This is a genomic window from Type-E symbiont of Plautia stali (assembly GCF_059731115.1).
The window spans coordinates 2,992,888-3,009,710 of record NZ_AP035906.1; the positions used below are offsets into that span (position 1 = coordinate 2,992,888).

The window sequence follows — 16,823 nt, forward strand, 5'->3', positions numbered from 1 at the left end:
GGACACTATATAAGAGCCTGCCAATAAAACAATAACGCCCACCAGCACGATGGGCGTAAACATTTCTGGTGCGTGGCACAGCCTGACAATCCGCGGCTTCACTGTATAGAGGCAACTTTCCGAAACTGCGGGCTTATCGCGTCAGGCGTTATCGACTCAGCCTCACAGGAGACGGACGATGCAGAGAAACCGGAGCGTAACGAGTGTACGTGAGGGTTTCAGGCACCGCCTGGTCTAAAACGACAAAGCCTAAGCCGGATAGCGGCTAGCCGCCGTTGCGCTGGTGCAGAGCTGCAGTGACTTTACGCAACAGCGGCGGCAGATCTTGTTTTTCCATCACCACTTCCACCAGCGTCAGGCGACGCTGACGCATCAATTGCTCCATTACCGCCGTTAACTGCACCGTTTCGCTCACTCGCCAGCTTTGTGCCGCACACTCTACGCTCATCGCATGTGGCAGCGCAGTCCAGTTCCATTGTGCGATGTCGTTGTAACGCTGTTCAGCGCCGTGAATCGCCCGCTCAACCGTGTAACCGTCGTTATTGATCAGGAAGATAATCGGCTGTTGCCCGTCACGCTGCATGGAACCCAGCTCCTGGATCGTCAGCTGCGCTGAACCGTCACCGATAATCAAAATGACGCGTCGGTCAGGTTGTGCCGTTTGTGCACCAAAGGTCGCCGGTAGAGTATAGCCAATCGAGCCCCATAGCGGTTGCACCAGCATTTGTGCTCCCGGTGGTAAACGCAGCGCGGCGGCACCAAAGGCGGCCGTGCCCTGATCGGCCAGGATGATATCACCCGGCAGCAGGAAGCGCTGCATCGCCTGCCAGAATGCGCGCTGACTGATTACCGCATCATCGTTTTGCTCAATTTCTTCGCAAGATGCAGTGTCGGCCAGTGCCCAATGTACGCAGTGGCGTTGATAAACGGGCAATAATGCGGCGAGGGCTTGCGCCATGCTAAGCGGCGCAAAGCATTCTCCGCCCACCGTGGCGTGAAACGGTTGCAGGTCGATAACGCGCTCTGCGGGTAACTGCTGGGTGAAACCGGCGGTCAGGGTATCGGTAAACCGCACGCCGACGCACAGCGTGACATCCGTCTCTTCAATGGCCCGGCGCACCGCATCGCTGCTGCCTTCGGCAGCGTAGGTACCCACATAGCCGGGCTGCTGTTCATCGAGCACGCCTTTGCCCATCAGTAATGTAGCGGCGGGAATGGCGCGTAGTTGGCGGAGTGCAAACAGCGGCGATTGCAATTGCCAACGCGAAGCGAGGAAATCGGCCAGTAACGCCACGCGCTGTGCAGGAGCCAGTAAGCGTTCAGCGGCAGCAGCAAAAGCTGTCGCAACGGCGGTGTCCTGATGGACAGGCGCAACGGGCTGAGGATCAGGCACCGTAATCTCCGTCGCCGCGACATCCACCGCCAGCAGCAGATAGCCGGGCCGGTGCTGGTTAAGCGCTTCCGATATCACACGGTCAATTTCTTCAACCGCATTATCCGCAGTCAGCACCGCGCTGGCGGTACTTACCTCTTGTGCCATGCGCAGGAAATGATGGAAGTCGCCGTCCCCCAGTGAATGATGTACACAGTCACCTTGCTGCTGCGCACGACTGGCTGGCGCGCCAACAATATGAATAACCGGGACATATTCGGCATAGCTGCCCGCAATCCCATTAATCGCACTCAGTTCACCCACGCCAAACGTGGTGAGCAGTGCAGCAGCACCGTTGCAACGACCGTAGCCATCCGCCGCGTAGGCGGCATTGAGTTCATTGGCGCAGCCGACCCAGGCAATCTCAGGATGAGCAATAACGCTGTCGAGAAATTGCAGATTGTAATCACCCGGCACACCGAACAGATGACGGATGCCAGCTTGCTGTAGACGGTGCAGTAAATAGTCGCCAACGTTGAGGGTTTTCATCGACAGCTCCTTCTTAAGGGGATGATCGAAGTATCAGCGATGTGGCTGAATTGGCGAGATTTTCACCATCAGCGCATGGTGATTTGTGGCAAGCAATCGTTACGACGACAGAAAATTCTGTAAGTTGCGATCTTCGGCGCGTTTCGGCTTAGTGTAAACGCATACACTGCTATGCTGATGTCACTTTCTCCCTTTTTGAGACAGGAACGCTGCATGTCTGTATTTCCTCACCCCGAACGTTATCAACAGATGCAATATCGTCGCAGTGGCCGTACCGGCCTGAAATTACCGGCTATTTCGCTGGGTTTATGGCACAACTTTGGCGACAGCACCCGTGTCGATAACAGCCGTGAACTCCTGCGCCACGCTTTTGACCGTGGCATCACGCACTTCGACCTCGCCAACAACTACGGCCCCCCGCCGGGATCCGCCGAATCCAATTTTGGTCGCATTTTGCGTGAGGATTTTGCCGGACTGCGCGATGAGCTGGTGATCTCCACCAAAGCCGGTTACACCATGTGGGACGGCCCTTACGGCGACTGGGGCTCACGCAAGTATTTGATCTCCAGTCTGGATCAGAGCCTGAAGCGCATGGGGCTGGAATATGTCGATATCTTTTACCACCATCGCCCTGACCCGGAGACGCCGCTGGAAGAGACCATGCGTGCACTGGATCAGGTGGTGCGTCAGGGCAAAGCGCTGTATGCCGCCATTTCCAATTACCCGGCAGATAAAGCAGCCGAAGCGATTGCCATTCTGCGCGATCTGGGCACGCCTTGCCTGATTCATCAGCCGAAATACTCCATGTTCGAACGTGCACCGGAAGAGCAAGGTCTACTGGATGTGCTGGGTGATAATGGCGTCGGCTGCATCGCCTTCTCTCCGCTAGCGGGTGGTGTGCTGACCGATCGCTATCTGCAAGGCATCCCTGAGGATTCCCGTGCCGCCAGCGGCAGTAAATTCCTTAATGAGAGCCAGTTGACGCAAGAGAAGATGGAAAAAGTGCGTAAGCTGCAGGCGATCGCCCAGCAGCGTGGGCAGAAGCTGGCGCAAATGGCGCTGAGCTGGGTGCTGCGTGATGCACGCGTGACTTCGGTGCTGATTGGTGCAAGTAAAACTGCGCAAATTGATGATGCCGTTGAGATGCTGAGCCAGCCCGAGCTGACAACTGAAGAGATCGAAGCGGTTCATAACATATTAGTGTAAACGCTTACCTACCCGGCTCAGGCCGGGTATTTTCCGCAGCAGAAAATTCTCAATTCAGATTTCCCGCAACGTTTTCAGACTCACTCTCAAGGCAACACTGGACCGATGTGGCACACTAGCGCAACGGTGGCAGTGATAAGCCACTGAAAAGGAGAAGTTATGAAACGTGCAATTTTGTTTGCCGCCTTGCTGGCAACACTTTCACCCCTGGCGATGCACACAGCAGAAGCCAACAGCGCCACCCTTACATTGGCTCCGGGTGTCACGCTGCATCTCGGCGATCGCGATCGTCGTGGTTACTATTGGGATGGCGGACGCTGGCGTGAGCCGCGCTGGTGGAATGACCGTTATCGTTATAACGATCATCGCTGGTGGCGTCATGAAGAGTGGCGTCGTCATCAGGCTTACGAACGTGAGCGTGAACGCCGCTGGCATGAGCGGGAACGCCGTGAGCATTGGCGCCATGACCATCGTCATGATGACAGGCATGATCACCACCACCACTAATACAAAAATCCCGGCCTGATAGCCGGGATTTTCTTTTTTTCGTCTTGACCAGCCGAAGCGTTACCAGCCGAGCGCCTCACCGACCAACAGATAGAGATTCAATGCCACCACCAGCACCACTATCAGGCGTCCGGCGTTTTGCATCAGGCGCGAATTGACCATCTCATCGCCCATCAACTCGCGGTTGCCGGTAAAGGCCAACAGCGGGATCAATGCCAGTGCGATACCGAAACTCAACAGTACCTGGCTCATCACCAGAATGCGCGTTGGATCCCATCCGGCCCAGATCACGATAAAGGAAGGCAGCATGGTGATGGTGCGACGTAGCCACAGCGGAATATGGAAGCGAATAAAGCCCTGCATCACGACTTGTCCCGCCAGTGTTCCCACCACGGTAGAAGACAAGCCTGCCGCCACCAGACTTAATCCAAACACAATGGCTGCTGCGCGGCCCAGCAAAGGTTGCAGCGTCAAATACGCCTGGTCGAGATCCACAATGCTGGTATGCCCGCTGAAGTGGAAAGCTGCCGCCGCAGTCGCCATCATCGCCAGATTGACAAAGCCGGCAATGGTCATGGCAATCGCCACATCGAGTTTAGTGGACGAGTAGCGATCCGCTTTGCTGCCAATGTTACCGTGTTGCGTCAGTGCCGAGTGCAGGTAAATTACATGCGGCATGATGGTGGCGCCCAGCACACCGGCAGCGAGGAACACGGCGTCAGAGGTAGGCAGCGAAGGCAACGCCATACCGGTGACCAATTCACTCACTTTCGGCTGCGAGAAAAACAGCTCAACAATATAGGCACCGGCGACAAACAACAGCAGGCCGCCAATTACCAACTCCAGCGGCTTCTGCCCCCGGCTTTGCAGCATCAAAATCAGGTAGGTGGCGACGCCGGTGAGCACGGCGCCTTGTAGTAGCGAAATCCCCAGCAATAATTTAAAGCCGAGTGCCGCACCAATAAATTCAGCGAGGTCAGTGGCCATGGCGATGATTTCCGCCTGCACCCAATAGAACCACACTGCCGGGCGTGGAAAGCGATCGCGGATATGCTCGGCAAGGTTTTTACCGGTGGCGATGCCAAGTTTGGCTGACATCAGCTGAATCAGCATCGCCATCACATTGGCCCAGACCACCACCCACAGCAGTTTGTAGCCGTAGGCCGCACCCGCCTGAATGTTGGTGGCAAAGTTACCGGGATCGATATAACCAATTGCCGCGATGAAGGCAGGGCCAAGCAGCGCGAGCTTGATTTTTCTGGCTCCGCGAGCGGCGCGCTCAGCGGTGCGACTTTCTGACATAGTGTGGACCCTGTCCTAACGCTTGTTGACCCATGCAGCTTAACGGGCGCTCAAGGCAAGTGAAATTTGATTATAGTTATCGTAATAATAGATGGTGCTATGAAGTATAGCCATTGCTATACCTTGCGGTAAAGCCAGTTCTTGCCAAAATGTTTGCAACAGGAATCACTCTACTCCCGGGTTATTTTATAGACAATGTTTTTGTGGATATTTCTTGTGAAGGCTTTGTGAAGAGGTTGTGAGCGGTGAGACTATTCTTAGAAATTTGTCGATACCGAATACTTATAATGTGGTTTTGATCTCGTTTTTAAGTAACGCGTTACATAGAATACGCAACAAAATACAACCCTCCTCAAATTTGGAGCCGACATGTCCCATATTTTGCACTTTCTTTTGGCATTAGTGGTGGTAGCCGTACTGGCCTTGCTGGTCAGCCACGATCGTAAAAGCATCCGCGTTCGTTACATCGTTCAGCTTCTGGTGATCGAAGTTCTGCTGGCGTGGTTCTTCCTTAACTCTGAAGCTGGCCTTGGCTTCGTCAAAGGGTTCGCGGGTCTGTTTGACCATCTACTGAAGTATGCTGCCGAAGGGACTAACTTCGTATTCGGCAACATGAACGACAAAGGCCTGGCGTTCTTCTTCCTGAATGTTCTGTGCCCGATCGTGTTTATCTCCGCGCTGATCGGTATTTTGCAGCATTTCCGTATCCTGCCTTGGGTGATCCGCGGCATCGGTACCGTGCTGTCAAAAGTCAACGGTATGGGCAAACTGGAATCCTTCAACGCCGTAAGCTCTCTGATTTTGGGACAGTCAGAAAACTTTATCGCGTATAAAGATATCCTTGGCAAAATGTCACAGCGTCGCATGTACACCATGGCTGCTACGGCAATGTCGACAGTTTCCATGTCCATCGTCGGCGCTTATATGACTATGCTGCAGCCGAAATATGTGGTGGCCGCGCTGGTATTGAACATGTTCAGCACCTTCATTGTGTTGTCACTGATCAACCCTTACCGCGTCGATAGCGAAGAAGATCTGCAGTTGCAGGATCTGCACAAAGGTCAGAGCTTCTTCGAAATGTTGGGCGAATATATCCTTGCCGGTTTCAAAGTGGCGATCATCGTTGCCGCCATGTTGATTGGTTTTATCGCCCTGATTTCAGGTCTGAACGCGCTGTTTGATCTGATCTTCGGCATCAGCTTCCAGGGTGTGCTGGGTTACGTGTTCTATCCGTTTGCGTGGGTGATGGGCGTGCCGTCCAGTGAAGCGCTGCAGGTTGGCAGTATCATGGCAACCAAACTGGTTTCTAACGAATTCGTGGCGATGATGGATCTTCAGAAGATTGCTGGTCAGCTGTCACCGCACGCAGAAGGAATCCTGTCTGTGTTCCTCGTCTCCTTCGCTAACTTCTCCTCTATCGGGATTGTGGCGGGTGCGATTAAGGGCTTGAACGAAGAACAGGGTAACGTGGTTTCTCGCTTCGGCCTTAAACTGCTGTACGGCTCAACCCTGGTGAGCGTGCTCTCTGCCGCTATCGCCGGTCTGGTTCTGGCCTTCTGATGTTCAGGGCGAGCTGCGGCTCGCCCTTCTCTTCTTAATTATGCCTTTCTGTTCTATCTTGCATTTCACCCCTTTTATCCCCGTCATTCGCCGCTTCCCCACCTGACGCAAAACCTTTGCACAATATTGAATTTCCGTCCCGGTTGCCTGCGCCCGTAGCTTTTCTCCATAACGTCACATCTGGAGAATCGTATGAGCATACAATTTCTTGGCATGATTGGCCACCGCCTGGCTTCCGAAATCATTCCCGCCAGCGGTCCGCTGTTCGATAAAGATTACATCGCGCGTTTCGCCCGCGCCCATGAAGAAGCGGGATTTGATCGCATTCTCGTGGGCTATTGGTCCGATCAACCCGACGGCTTTCTGGTGACCGCACATGCTGCGGCACACACCTCAACACTAAAATTCCTGCTCGCACACCGTCCGGGCTTTGTCGCACCGACACTGGCCGCACGCAAGCTAGCAACGTTGGATCAACTGACCGATGGTCGGCTGGCCGTGCATATCATCAGCGGCGGTAGCGATGTCGAGCAGCGTCGTGATGGTGACTTCCTGAATAAAGCCGAACGCTATGCGCGCAGCGATGAGTTTCTTGCCGTGCTGAAGCAGAGTCTGGAATCCAGCCAGCCTTATGATCACAAGGGACATTTTTACCAGGCTGAGCAGGCGTTTTCCGCCATCAAACCTGCGCAGAAAAAGCTGCCGATATACTTTGGTGGATCGTCTCAGGAAGCGATTGATGTCGCTGCGCGCCATGCCGATGTCTTTGCCCTGTGGGGCGAACCGCTGAAAGGGGCGGAAGAGACGGTACGCAATGTGCGAGCCGCTGCGGCTCAGCACGGGCGTGAGATTGATTTCAATATCTCGTTCCGTCCGATTGTCGGGAAAACCGAGAAAGAGGCCTGGGAACGTGCCGAGCATATCCGTGAACTGGCCGAGAAGCAGTTGCAAGAGACCGGCTTCGCCTTTGGTAAACCCAAGCCGCAAAGCGTTGGCGCCCAGCGTTTGCTGGCTGCCGCCAATGAAGGCGATCGCCTGGACAAAGTGCTATGGACCGGCGTGGCTAAACTGGTGCAAGGCGGCTACAACTCCACCGCACTGGTAGGCACCGCCGATCAGGTTTCCGACGCGCTGCTAGACTACTATCGCCTCGGCATTCACAGCGTGCTGATTCGCGGCTTCGATCCATTGAATGATGCGGTGGAATATGGTGAGGAGCTGATTCCGCTGACGCGCGAGAAAGTGGCAGCGCTTAACGCCGCTGACAAAAGGAGCGCCTGATGCGGCTGGCTGCACTGTTTACCGGTGTTGCGCTGGCACTCTCCACGCTCAATCCGCTGTTCGCCGCTGATAAAGTCACACTGCGCCTGGGCGATGTTAAGGGGGATCGTTTTGCCGCGTTAAAAGCGTCGGGCGAACTCAATAATCTGCCCTACGATTTGAAACTGACGGCGTTTGATTCGGGTGCACCGGTGCAGGAAGCATTAAATGCCGGCGCACTGGATGTCGGTTTCACCGGCGATCTGCCGTTCCTGTTTGTGTTTGCGGCTGGCGCGCCGGTGAAAGCGGTAGGCGCATGGCAAAACAATCCTGACAGTATCGCGCTGCTGACCCGTCCCGATGCCGGAATTCACCGTTTACAGGATTTGAAAGGTAAGCAAATCGCAGTAAATCGTGGTGGCTGGGGTCACTATCTGCTGCTTGGCTTGCTGGAGCGTGCGGGATTAAAACCAGACGATGTCACGCTGCGATTCCTTGGACCTGTTGATGGCCGAGCCGCCTTGACCTCCGGCGCCGTATCCGCGTGGGCGCCGTGGGAGCCGTATATCGCCACCTCCACTGCTGTGGATGGTACGGTGCGCGTCGCTGACGGCGGTGGCAAAGGCATTATGTCGGGCTATTCGTATGCGCTGGCGCGTGACGAAGCGATCAATGATGCAGGTAAACATAAAGCCATTGCCGATCTGCTGGCGCGCCTGGCTAAGGCACAAATCTGGGCGCAGCAACATCCGCAGGAGTTCGCCAGCGTGCTGGGTAAAACACTCAATATGCCCACCAACATCACCAGCAGTTGGATAGCCGATGCGCGCATTCGACCGCTGGTGTTTGATGCCAGCCTGATCCCCACCCTGCAAAAATCGGCTGACTTCTTCCATCGCTATCAGGTGCTGCCGAAAGCGATCGATGTCAGCAAAGCCTTTGATTTTAGCCTGTCTGCTCAGGCCAATCAGGTCGCCAAAAGCGCGCCGGGAGATAAATCATGAGTGCCTATCAGCATCATCGTTTACGCGATTTTGTCGGTAATCTGGCTACGTTGCTCGACCAGAATCCCGATGAAGCCACTGTTCTACAACAGGGCAGCGCCTGGCTGGGCGAACTGATCCGGCATGACGACTGGCTGGACGAGGCTTATACCCAGCCGCATCCCGAACACTATCAACAATATCTGCTGTATGCCGATGCCCGACAGCGTTTCTCCGTGGTGAGCTTCGTCTGGGGGCCAGGCCAGCAAACGCCGATTCACGACCATCGCGTCTGGGGATTAATTGGCATGCTGCGTGGCGCGGAGATTTCGCAATCCTGGCAGCCCGGGCAGAACGGCCTGCAACCGGATGGTGCGCCGATACGGCTCGATCCCGGCAGTGTCGAAGCCGTCTCTCCTACCGTGGGCGATATCCATCGCGTCAGCAATGCCTATGACGATCGCGTGTCAATCAGCATCCACGTGTATGGCGCCAACATTGGCGCGGTAAAACGCGCGGTGTATCGCGAAGACGGCAGTGAAAAACAGTTTATCTCCGGTTACAGCAACCGTTACTTACCGAACATTTGGGATCTATCACATGAGTAAAACCGTTTTCCCTTTCCGCCAGGCGGAGGACATTCTTGAGGCTCTGCGTCAGCAGCAGGAAGTGGCGATTGTTGATGTGCGCGACGAAGCACTGTTTGCCACCGGCCATCCGCTGTTTGCGGTGAATATCCCGCTCTCAAAACTGGAGCTGGAGCTATTGGACCGCATTCCACAATCCACAACCTCCATCACTTTATATGATAACGACGAGGGTCTGGCGCAGGCAGCAGCAGAGCGTATTGCCGCGCTGGGCTATAGCAATGTGGCGCTGTTAAAAGAGGATTTAACGGGTTGGCAGGCAGCCGGCGGTGAGCTGTTTATTGATGTCAATTCACCGAGCAAAGCCTTTGGTGAACTGGTTGAACATCACAATCACACCCCTTCCCTGTCAGCTGATGAAGTGCACAGCTTAATCAACAGCGACGCCAATGTAGTGGTGCTGGATGCGCGTCGCTTTGATGAATACCAGACCATGAGCATTCCAGGCGCCACCAGCGTACCGGGCGGTGAGCTGGTGTTGCGCGTGCGTGATCTCGCGCCATCACCGGAAACCACGGTGATTGTGAACTGTGCGGGCCGCACGCGCAGCATCATCGGCACCCAGTCGCTGGTGAATGCCGGTATCCGTAATCCGGTGTTTGCGCTGCGCAACGGCACGATTGGCTGGACGCTGGCAGGACACGATCTGGATAAAGGTCAGTCGCGCCGCTACGGTGAAACCAGCGAAACGGCACAGCGCCAGGCGGCGAGTAATGCACGAGGCATTGCCGATCGCGCAGGCGTAGAGCGTATCCCGCTGGCAACGCTCAAGCGCTGGCAACAGGAACCGCGTACCACTTACCTTTTCGACGTGCGTGATGCAGACGAATATGCGTCGGGTCATCTGCCCGGCAGTCGTCATGTACCAGGCGGACAGCTGGTGCAGGAAACCGATCATTACGCCAGCGTGCGCGGTGCACGTATTGTGCTAATTGATGACGATGGCGTGCGTGCCAATATGACTGCATCCTGGCTGGCGCAGCTTGGCTGGCAGGTGTCAGTACTGGAAGAGTTGCAGGCCAGTGATTTCACTGCCACCGGTGCCTGGAAAGCGCAGGTTCCTGCGGTTGCACAGCCAGAGTTTATTTCTCCGCAGCAACTGGCGGAGTGGCTGGAGGAAGGTCAGACCCAGGTACTGGACTTCACCACGCGCGCCAATCACCTCAACAGTCATATTCCGGGAGCGGGCTGGCTGCTGCGTTCAACGCTGCAAAAAGAGGGCAAAGCCATACTGCCTGCGGCACGACGTTATGTGCTGACCTGCGGCAGCAGCCTGTTGGCCGGATATGCGGTTGATCAGGTGGCGGAACTCACCGGCAAGCCAGTGTTTGTGCTGGAGGGTGGCAATGCGGCCTGGCGCGCAGCGCAGTTGCCCACCGAGCAGGGCGACCAGCAGTTGCTGTCTCCGGCGATTGATCGCTATCGCCGTCCGTATGAAGGCACCGATATCGCACCTGCTGTGATGCAGGCGTATCTGGATTGGGAATACGGTCTGGTGGCGCAGTTGGATCGTGATGGCACGCACGGCTTCCGCGTGTTGCCTGCACAAGAACAAGCCGCAACCGCTTAATTCTTAGCGCCATGAATTGCGTCGCGACCAGATTGTGCATAATTTCAGTGCACACTTAGCTCTGGCGGCACGATTTATGGCGCACTCAGATGCAGTGCTGAACGCTGAACGCTGAACGCTGAACGCTGAACGAAATAATCATCTCAGCGCGTGAGAAGCTGCTGCGGTGCGATTCATTGCGCCCCTAATGAGCAGCTGGTGCTGAATGGGTGAGATCATCTCAGCGCCCAGGAAGAAGCACGCGCGATTTACGGCGCAATTCGTCGAGAAACTTGATATCAAAAAATGGGCGCATTTCAGAACGCTGGGAGTTGCCGTCACACGAATAATGACGCCATTCTGCATACGAAATGAGCAATTATGAATTCAGTCAGTGTTAGATCGTGATGCTATTGTTCAGGACGAACAGAGATTTGGTGGAGATAAGCGGGATCGAACCGCTGACCTCTTGCATGCCATGCAAGCGCTCTCCCAGCTGAGCTATACCCCCACATCTGGAAATCTTTTTCAGTGCATCGTTAAAAACGATTTGGTGGAGATAAGCGGGATCGAACCGCTGACCTCTTGCATGCCATGCAAGCGCTCTCCCAGCTGAGCTATACCCCCAGCACCGAAAAACAGCCGATTTAACTCGACGGACGGCATCATATGAAACCGCTCCCTGAGTGTCAACGCCAAATTCTCGTTCTGTGTTCAATCGCTGAAAAAGGCGGCAACGCCCTACCGTAATGGCTTTTTTTTCAACGCAACTGTGCATTCCGTTAACGTATTTTCGCATTTAACACCCTGCAACCGAGGTTAAATCAGGGTTAAAGATGTTAGGAATAATCTTGTGTTCGTTACGGGTAAGTGTAAAACTTAGCGCGCTAATTAACCGGTCAACCTTCCAGGGTATATCACTCGTTGATCGGCCAGCATTTTCCCCTTGTTCAATAAAAGAAAAGTGAAATATGTCGCTGCATACACCAAAAGAGATCGCCCAACTGGCGATTCAAGCGGGCGTGGCTAAAAGCCGTTTGCCTGTTTCCACCTTATTGATCCTTGGTTTTATGGCCGGTGCTTTTATTGCCACTGGTTTTCTGTTGGATCTGCATGTTATCAACCAACTGCCTGCTGAATGGGGCTCCTTTGGCGGCTTCCTCGGCGCGGCGGTGTTCCCGGTTGGCCTGATTCTAACCGTTCTGGCCGGTGGCGAACTGTTGACCGGCAACATGATGACCTTACCGATCGCGTGGTTCGCTCGCCGCATCAGTGGTGTGAGCGTGCTGCGCAACTGGTTCTGGGTCACCATTGCCAACTTTATTGGCAGCATCGCGGTCGCCTGGTTCTTTGGTCATATGCTCGGTATGACCGAAGGCGATTATCTGAAAAAGACGGTGGCAATTGCGCATGCCAAAGTGAATGCGGATTTCCTGCACGCCTTCATTTCCGGCATTGGATGCAACTGGCTGGTGTGTCTGGCGGTGTGGTTAGCCTTCGCCAGTAAAGATATGGTCGGCAAAATCTTTGGCATGTGGTTCCCGGTGATGGCCTTCGTGGCCATTGGCTTCCAGCACGTGGTGGCGAACATGTTTATTGTGCCCGCCGCGATTTTTGCCGGACAAATGAGCTGGGCAGACTTTGCGCCAAACGTCATTGCCGTCTTCCTTGGCAACGGCGTGGGCGGTGCAATATTTGTTGGTCTCACCTATTTCCTTGCTTTCCGTCCTGCACAAGCTGAAACCAGCGAAGCTTAATATCCGATTTATGCCTTTTGTCATCAGACAAGAGGCATTTTCCTGCCTGATTACTTTTCCCCGTTACGTTTTGTTGTAATATGTACAGCTAATGTATTTAACAGGGACAGCATCGTGAAAAAGGAATGGCTCACCCCCGAGGAGCTCGCGCTGGAAACGGGCTACAGTCGGCAAACGGTGAATAAATGGATCAAACGCGAAAACTGGACAACCACGCCCAAGCCCGGTGTACAGGGTGGTAAGGCGCGATTGATTCATATTGATGAGCGTGTAAAAAGCTTTGTTCAGTCTACCCGCCACGCGACCGAGCCGGCGGCCAATTACGGTGCTCAACAAAATACGTTACCTGCGTTATTAATTAATTCTGTCCAGCAAATGACGACCGCTGAGCAAGATCAACTGGCTGCATTGTTGCTGCGCGAGGGGATAAGTGGTGTGCTGGAACGGTTAGGGATTAAAGAAGATTAAAAAAAGCCGGGCGCTCATGCTCCCGGCTTTTTTAATGCCCGCGATAAGTGAAGCGGCAACGTTACAGGCTGCCGCTACCTCAATTAAGCCTGGGCTTCACGCTCAGCAATGAAGGCCAGCGCTTTTTCGATACGGGCCACGCTGCGGCTGCGACCAATCGCTTCAACCGTCACATCCAGTGCCGGAGACTGGCCTGCACCGGTGACCGCCACGCGCAGTGGCATGCCCACTTTGCCCATACCCAATTCCAGCGCATCAGCAGCACCCTGAATCGCGTTGTGCACATTCTCGGCATTCCACTCGCTGTCGCTCAGCGCAGCCAGTTTATCACGCACCACTTCCAGTGGCTGGCGTGCAACAGGACGCAGATGTTTCTTCGCCGCGTCAGCATCAAAGGCTTCAAACTCTTCATAGAAGTAACGGCAGGAAGCCGCGATCTCGACCAGCGTTTTGCAACGCTCACCCAGCAGCGTCACCAGCTTCGCCAGTTCCGGACCGGTGCGGGTATCGATATTCTGTTGCTCGATGTGCCACTGCAGCTGCGTTGCCACGTATTCTGGCGGCAGCGTATTAATGTAGTGATGGTTCAGCCACTGCAGTTTTTCGGTGTTAAACGCACTGGCAGACTTACTCACGGCATCCAGAGTAAACAGCTCGGCCATCTCAGCAACGCTGAAAATTTCCTGGTCGCCATGTGACCAGCCCAAACGCACCAGATAGTTGAGCAGCGCTTCCGGCAGATAGCCGTCATCACGGTACTGCATCACACCGACTGCGCCATGGCGTTTCGACAGCTTCTTACTGTCATCACCCAGTATCATTGAGACGTGCGCGTAGGTTGGCACCTCTGCACCGATCGCTTTAAGGATGTTGATCTGGCGTGGCGTGTTGTTGATGTGGTCTTCACCACGGATCACGTGAGTGATGCCCATATCCCAGTCATCCACCACCACACAGAAGTTGTAGGTTGGTGAACCATCGGTGCGGCGGATGATCAGATCATCCAGCTCCTGATTGCTGAACTCAATTGGACCACGGATCTGGTCGTCAAAAATGACCGAACCTTCTTGCGGATTACGGAAACGCACCACGCAAGGCTCATCCGCCGCATGATGTTCATGGCTGTCACGGCAGCGGCCGTCATAGCGTGGCTTCTCGCCTTTCGCCATCTGCTCTTCACGCAGCGCTTCTAAACGCTCTTTAGAGCAATAGCATTTATAAGCGGTACCTGCTGCTACCATCTCATCGATGACCGCGTTGTAACGATCAAAGCGCTTCGTCTGATAGTACGGGCCTTCATCCCACTGCAGGTTTAGCCAGTTCATGCCATCCATGATGGCTTCAATGGCTTCCGGCGTTGAACGTTCCAGATCGGTATCTTCGATACGCAGAACGAATTCGCCCTTGTTATGGCGAGCATAAAGCCAGGAATAAAGAGCAGTACGGGCACCGCCCACATGCAGGTAGCCCGTTGGGCTGGGTGCGAAGCGAGTTTTGATTTTCATTCAGCATTGCCTTAGATGCGCAGGTTTCTTTATCTGGATGACAAAAAAACGGGTTAACGCGAAAAAACAGTGCGCATATTCTAGCAGGTGGGACGCTTTCCTCAATGACTCTCGCGGCGGCATCACAGATTGAAGTGCGTTTTTCTGCTAATAAAACCAGCACATTGGCTAAAAGCGCGGCATGCTGCCTAAATTTAAAGCGAACGCACATTTATGTTTTAAAAAGCGTTGACTCACTTCGCTGGATCCCTATAATGCGACTCCACACAGCGGGGGTGATTAGCTCAGTTGGTAGAGCATCTCCTTTACACGGAGGGGGTCGGCGGTTCGAGCCCGTCATCACCCACCACTCTAAAAGTGGCTCGCAGTGTACAAGAGTTTGAAGAGTAAGATATGGGCGATTAGCTCAGTTGGTAGAGCATCTCCTTTACACGGAGGGGGTCGGCGGTTCGAGCCCGTCATCGCCCACCATATCTTAGTCAGATGACACTCTTGTTAAGCAGTTCCGAAGTGGGCGATTAGCTCAGTTGGTAGAGCATCTCCTTTACACGGAGGGGGTCGGCGGTTCGAGCCCGTCATCGCCCACCACTTCGGGTCGTTAGCTCAGTTGGTAGAGCAGTTGACTTTTAATCAATTGGTCGCAGGTTCGAATCCTGCACGACCCACCAATGTAGAAAGGCGCCCTAAAGGCGCCTTTTTGCTATCTGCGATTTGCCCGTCCTCACAAAACCTTTGCAAACACTTAACGCTTTGTGTGCTCAAGCCGTTTTATCCCCTTGCCGATAACGATAATGGTCTATTGCAAGGAGAAAACCATGTCTACTATCTCAAGTGTTAGCAGTGTCAGTACCGCAAGCAGCGGTAGCGGTTCAACGTCAGAAATTGCCAGCCTGAATAAACAGATTCAAAGCATCACCAAAGAAATTAAAGATTTATCCAGTGATGACTCCCTGACAGATGAGCAAAAATCTGAACAGGAACAGATGTTGCAATCGCAGATTCAGATGATTGAAGCGCAGATTGCACAAATCGAGCAGCAGGCAGCAGAAAAAGCACAACAGAAACAAGAAGCACAGCAGCCCACGACGGAAAGTGCCACCAGCGCCCAGAAAGCCGATGGCATTAACCGTCCGACCGAGACCAATCAGATCAACGTTTACGTCTAAAACGCCGGTTTGAGAGCACGTTGTTGCGCCAGCAGGCCTGCTTGTTGGCGCACTTCCTGCCAGATCGCTTCCGCAGCGGGTGTCAGAGAGCGATTTTTGCGTTTAATCAGCATCAGATTTCGATGGATTTCCGGATAGAGGCGTCGCACCGTCAGTTTCCGCCCCGCCGGCAGCGGTAACGCCAGCGCAGGCAAAATGCTGATGCCAATACCGGCTTCCACCATCGGAAACAGCGTGGCGGGATGACCAATTTCCTGCACCACCTGCACCTGAATCGATAACTGCTGCAGCGCCGCATCCACCAGAAGACGACTTCCTGAAGCATAATCCTGCAAAACCAGGTTGCGCCCCGCCAGCATCGTCCATTCCGCTCGCTCGACCTGGGCCAAAACATCATCCGCATGGCACAACAATAAGAACGGCTCCTGCAAAATCGCTTCGTAATCCAGATCGGCATCCCCTAGCGGCCCGATGACAATGCCAAAATCCACCTCCGCATTACGCACGCTTTGCAGCACTGACTGCTGAGCGCGATCGTGCAGGATGACGCGGATATCCGGATAACGTTGCTGGCTACTCGCCAGACACTGCGGCATCAGATTTGCCGAAGGTGTCTGGCTGGCGGCAACACGTACGGTGCCACTGCGCTGCTCGCCGTAACTGCGCACATCCAGCAGCGTCGTGTTTAACTCCTCCAGCAAACGTTCCAGCCGCGATGCCAGCTGGTGCCCCGCTTCCGTCAGCATCACTTCACGTGTGGTGCGGTCCAGCAAACGCACGCCCATTTCCGCTTCCAGCTCTTTAATACTGTGGCTGACCGCCGACTGGCTGAGCCCAATCGCCTGCCCTGCCTGGCTAAAACTGCCCTGCTGCGCCACAGCCACAAAGGTGCGTAACTGACGTAAGGTGTAATTCATCGATATCGCTCATAGATTGATGCAATAAATCAATTTTATTTCTAAACCTAGCTGGCGCACAATCAGCACCATCTT

General features: G+C 54.4%; 14 protein-coding genes and 6 tRNA genes. 14 read left to right on the forward strand and 6 right to left on the reverse strand.

The features are described from left to right. Positions 1–265: 265 nt before the first annotated feature. On the reverse strand, positions 266–1,921 hold the full coding sequence (locus tag AC6I8L_RS13760; RefSeq protein WP_058959052.1) for an alpha-keto acid decarboxylase family protein: 1,656 nt from the start codon (positions 1,919–1,921) through the stop codon (positions 266–268). A 213-nt stretch (positions 1,922–2,134) separates the two neighbouring features. Between AC6I8L_RS13760 and mgrA the strand changes: the two genes are divergently transcribed. Continuing rightward, positions 2,135–3,127 (forward strand): L-glyceraldehyde 3-phosphate reductase, encoded by a 993-nt coding sequence (gene mgrA / locus AC6I8L_RS13765; RefSeq protein ID WP_058959053.1) that lies wholly within the window; start codon positions 2,135–2,137, stop codon positions 3,125–3,127. A gap of 159 nt (positions 3,128–3,286) precedes the next feature. Further along, positions 3,287–3,634 (forward strand): DUF2502 domain-containing protein, encoded by a 348-nt coding sequence (locus AC6I8L_RS13770; RefSeq protein ID WP_058959054.1) that lies wholly within the window; start codon positions 3,287–3,289, stop codon positions 3,632–3,634. A 60-nt stretch (positions 3,635–3,694) separates the two neighbouring features. Here the strand turns inward: AC6I8L_RS13770 and AC6I8L_RS13775 are convergent, their stop codons facing one another. Next, positions 3,695–4,936 (reverse strand): Nramp family divalent metal transporter, encoded by a 1,242-nt coding sequence (locus AC6I8L_RS13775; protein ID WP_058959055.1) that lies wholly within the window; start codon positions 4,934–4,936, stop codon positions 3,695–3,697. A 369-nt stretch (positions 4,937–5,305) separates the two neighbouring features. On the opposite strand from AC6I8L_RS13775, the gene AC6I8L_RS13780 reads away from it, so the two are divergent. The 5 genes from AC6I8L_RS13780 (at position 5,306) to AC6I8L_RS13800 (ending at position 10,956) form a co-directional block, all read left to right on the forward strand. Beyond that, on the forward strand, positions 5,306–6,496 hold the full coding sequence (locus tag AC6I8L_RS13780; protein ID WP_058959056.1) for a NupC/NupG family nucleoside CNT transporter: 1,191 nt from the start codon (positions 5,306–5,308) through the stop codon (positions 6,494–6,496). Positions 6,497–6,688: 192 nt separating this feature from the next. Then, entirely contained in the window at positions 6,689–7,777 is a 1,089-nt protein-coding gene (locus AC6I8L_RS13785; protein WP_058959057.1) for an LLM class flavin-dependent oxidoreductase, read from the forward strand. Continuing rightward, entirely contained in the window at positions 7,777–8,760 is a 984-nt protein-coding gene (locus AC6I8L_RS13790) for an ABC transporter substrate-binding protein (RefSeq protein WP_058959058.1), read from the forward strand. The genes AC6I8L_RS13785 and AC6I8L_RS13790 overlap by 1 nt, the downstream gene beginning before the upstream one ends. Then, positions 8,757–9,347: a cysteine dioxygenase family protein gene (locus tag AC6I8L_RS13795; RefSeq protein ID WP_058959059.1), complete on the forward strand. Its 591-nt coding sequence runs from the start codon at positions 8,757–8,759 to the stop codon at positions 9,345–9,347. The genes AC6I8L_RS13790 and AC6I8L_RS13795 overlap by 4 nt, the downstream gene beginning before the upstream one ends. After that, entirely contained in the window at positions 9,340–10,956 is a 1,617-nt protein-coding gene (locus tag AC6I8L_RS13800; protein ID WP_058959060.1) for a rhodanese homology domain-containing protein, read from the forward strand. The genes AC6I8L_RS13795 and AC6I8L_RS13800 overlap by 8 nt, the downstream gene beginning before the upstream one ends. 414 nt (positions 10,957–11,370) lie before the next feature. Here the strand turns inward: AC6I8L_RS13800 and AC6I8L_RS13805 are convergent. Both AC6I8L_RS13805 and AC6I8L_RS13810 read right to left on the reverse strand, forming a co-directional pair. Continuing rightward, positions 11,371–11,446, reverse strand: a tRNA-Ala gene (locus AC6I8L_RS13805). Positions 11,447–11,486: 40 nt separating this feature from the next. Next, positions 11,487–11,562: transfer RNA gene (locus tag AC6I8L_RS13810), tRNA-Ala, on the reverse strand. Between the two features lie 344 nt (positions 11,563–11,906). Here AC6I8L_RS13810 and AC6I8L_RS13815 point away from each other — a divergent pair. Then, positions 11,907–12,692 (forward strand): formate/nitrite transporter family protein, encoded by a 786-nt coding sequence (locus AC6I8L_RS13815; RefSeq protein WP_058959061.1) that lies wholly within the window; start codon positions 11,907–11,909, stop codon positions 12,690–12,692. Positions 12,693–12,806: 114 nt separating this feature from the next. Further along, positions 12,807–13,160, forward strand: a complete 354-nt coding sequence (locus AC6I8L_RS13820; RefSeq protein WP_034825897.1) for a YfeC-like transcriptional regulator — start codon at positions 12,807–12,809, stop codon at positions 13,158–13,160. An 83-nt stretch (positions 13,161–13,243) separates the two neighbouring features. Here the strand turns inward: AC6I8L_RS13820 and gltX are convergent, their stop codons facing one another. Further along, the gene (gene gltX / locus AC6I8L_RS13825) at positions 13,244–14,665 is read right to left on the reverse strand and encodes a glutamate--tRNA ligase (protein WP_058959062.1); all 1,422 of its coding nucleotides are present in this window, start codon (positions 14,663–14,665) and stop codon (positions 13,244–13,246) included. Positions 14,666–14,938: 273 nt separating this feature from the next. On the opposite strand from gltX, the gene AC6I8L_RS13830 reads away from it, so the two are divergent. The 5 genes from AC6I8L_RS13830 to AC6I8L_RS13850 all read left to right on the forward strand — a co-directional run bounded on the left by AC6I8L_RS13830 (position 14,939) and on the right by AC6I8L_RS13850 (position 15,831). Then, positions 14,939–15,014 (forward strand) — tRNA-Val (locus AC6I8L_RS13830). Positions 15,015–15,060: 46 nt separating this feature from the next. After that, a tRNA-Val gene (locus AC6I8L_RS13835) sits at positions 15,061–15,136 on the forward strand. A gap of 41 nt (positions 15,137–15,177) precedes the next feature. Continuing rightward, positions 15,178–15,253: transfer RNA gene (locus AC6I8L_RS13840), tRNA-Val, on the forward strand. Positions 15,254–15,257: 4 nt separating this feature from the next. After that, a tRNA-Lys gene (locus AC6I8L_RS13845) sits at positions 15,258–15,333 on the forward strand. A gap of 147 nt (positions 15,334–15,480) precedes the next feature. Next, on the forward strand, positions 15,481–15,831 hold the full coding sequence (locus tag AC6I8L_RS13850) for a FlxA-like family protein (RefSeq protein ID WP_058959063.1): 351 nt from the start codon (positions 15,481–15,483) through the stop codon (positions 15,829–15,831). Here the strand turns inward: AC6I8L_RS13850 and AC6I8L_RS13855 are convergent. After that, positions 15,828–16,748: a LysR family transcriptional regulator gene (locus tag AC6I8L_RS13855; RefSeq protein ID WP_058959064.1), complete on the reverse strand. Its 921-nt coding sequence runs from the start codon at positions 16,746–16,748 to the stop codon at positions 15,828–15,830. The two genes, AC6I8L_RS13850 and AC6I8L_RS13855, sit on opposite strands and share 4 nt — an antisense overlap. Positions 16,749–16,823 lie beyond the last annotated feature (75 nt).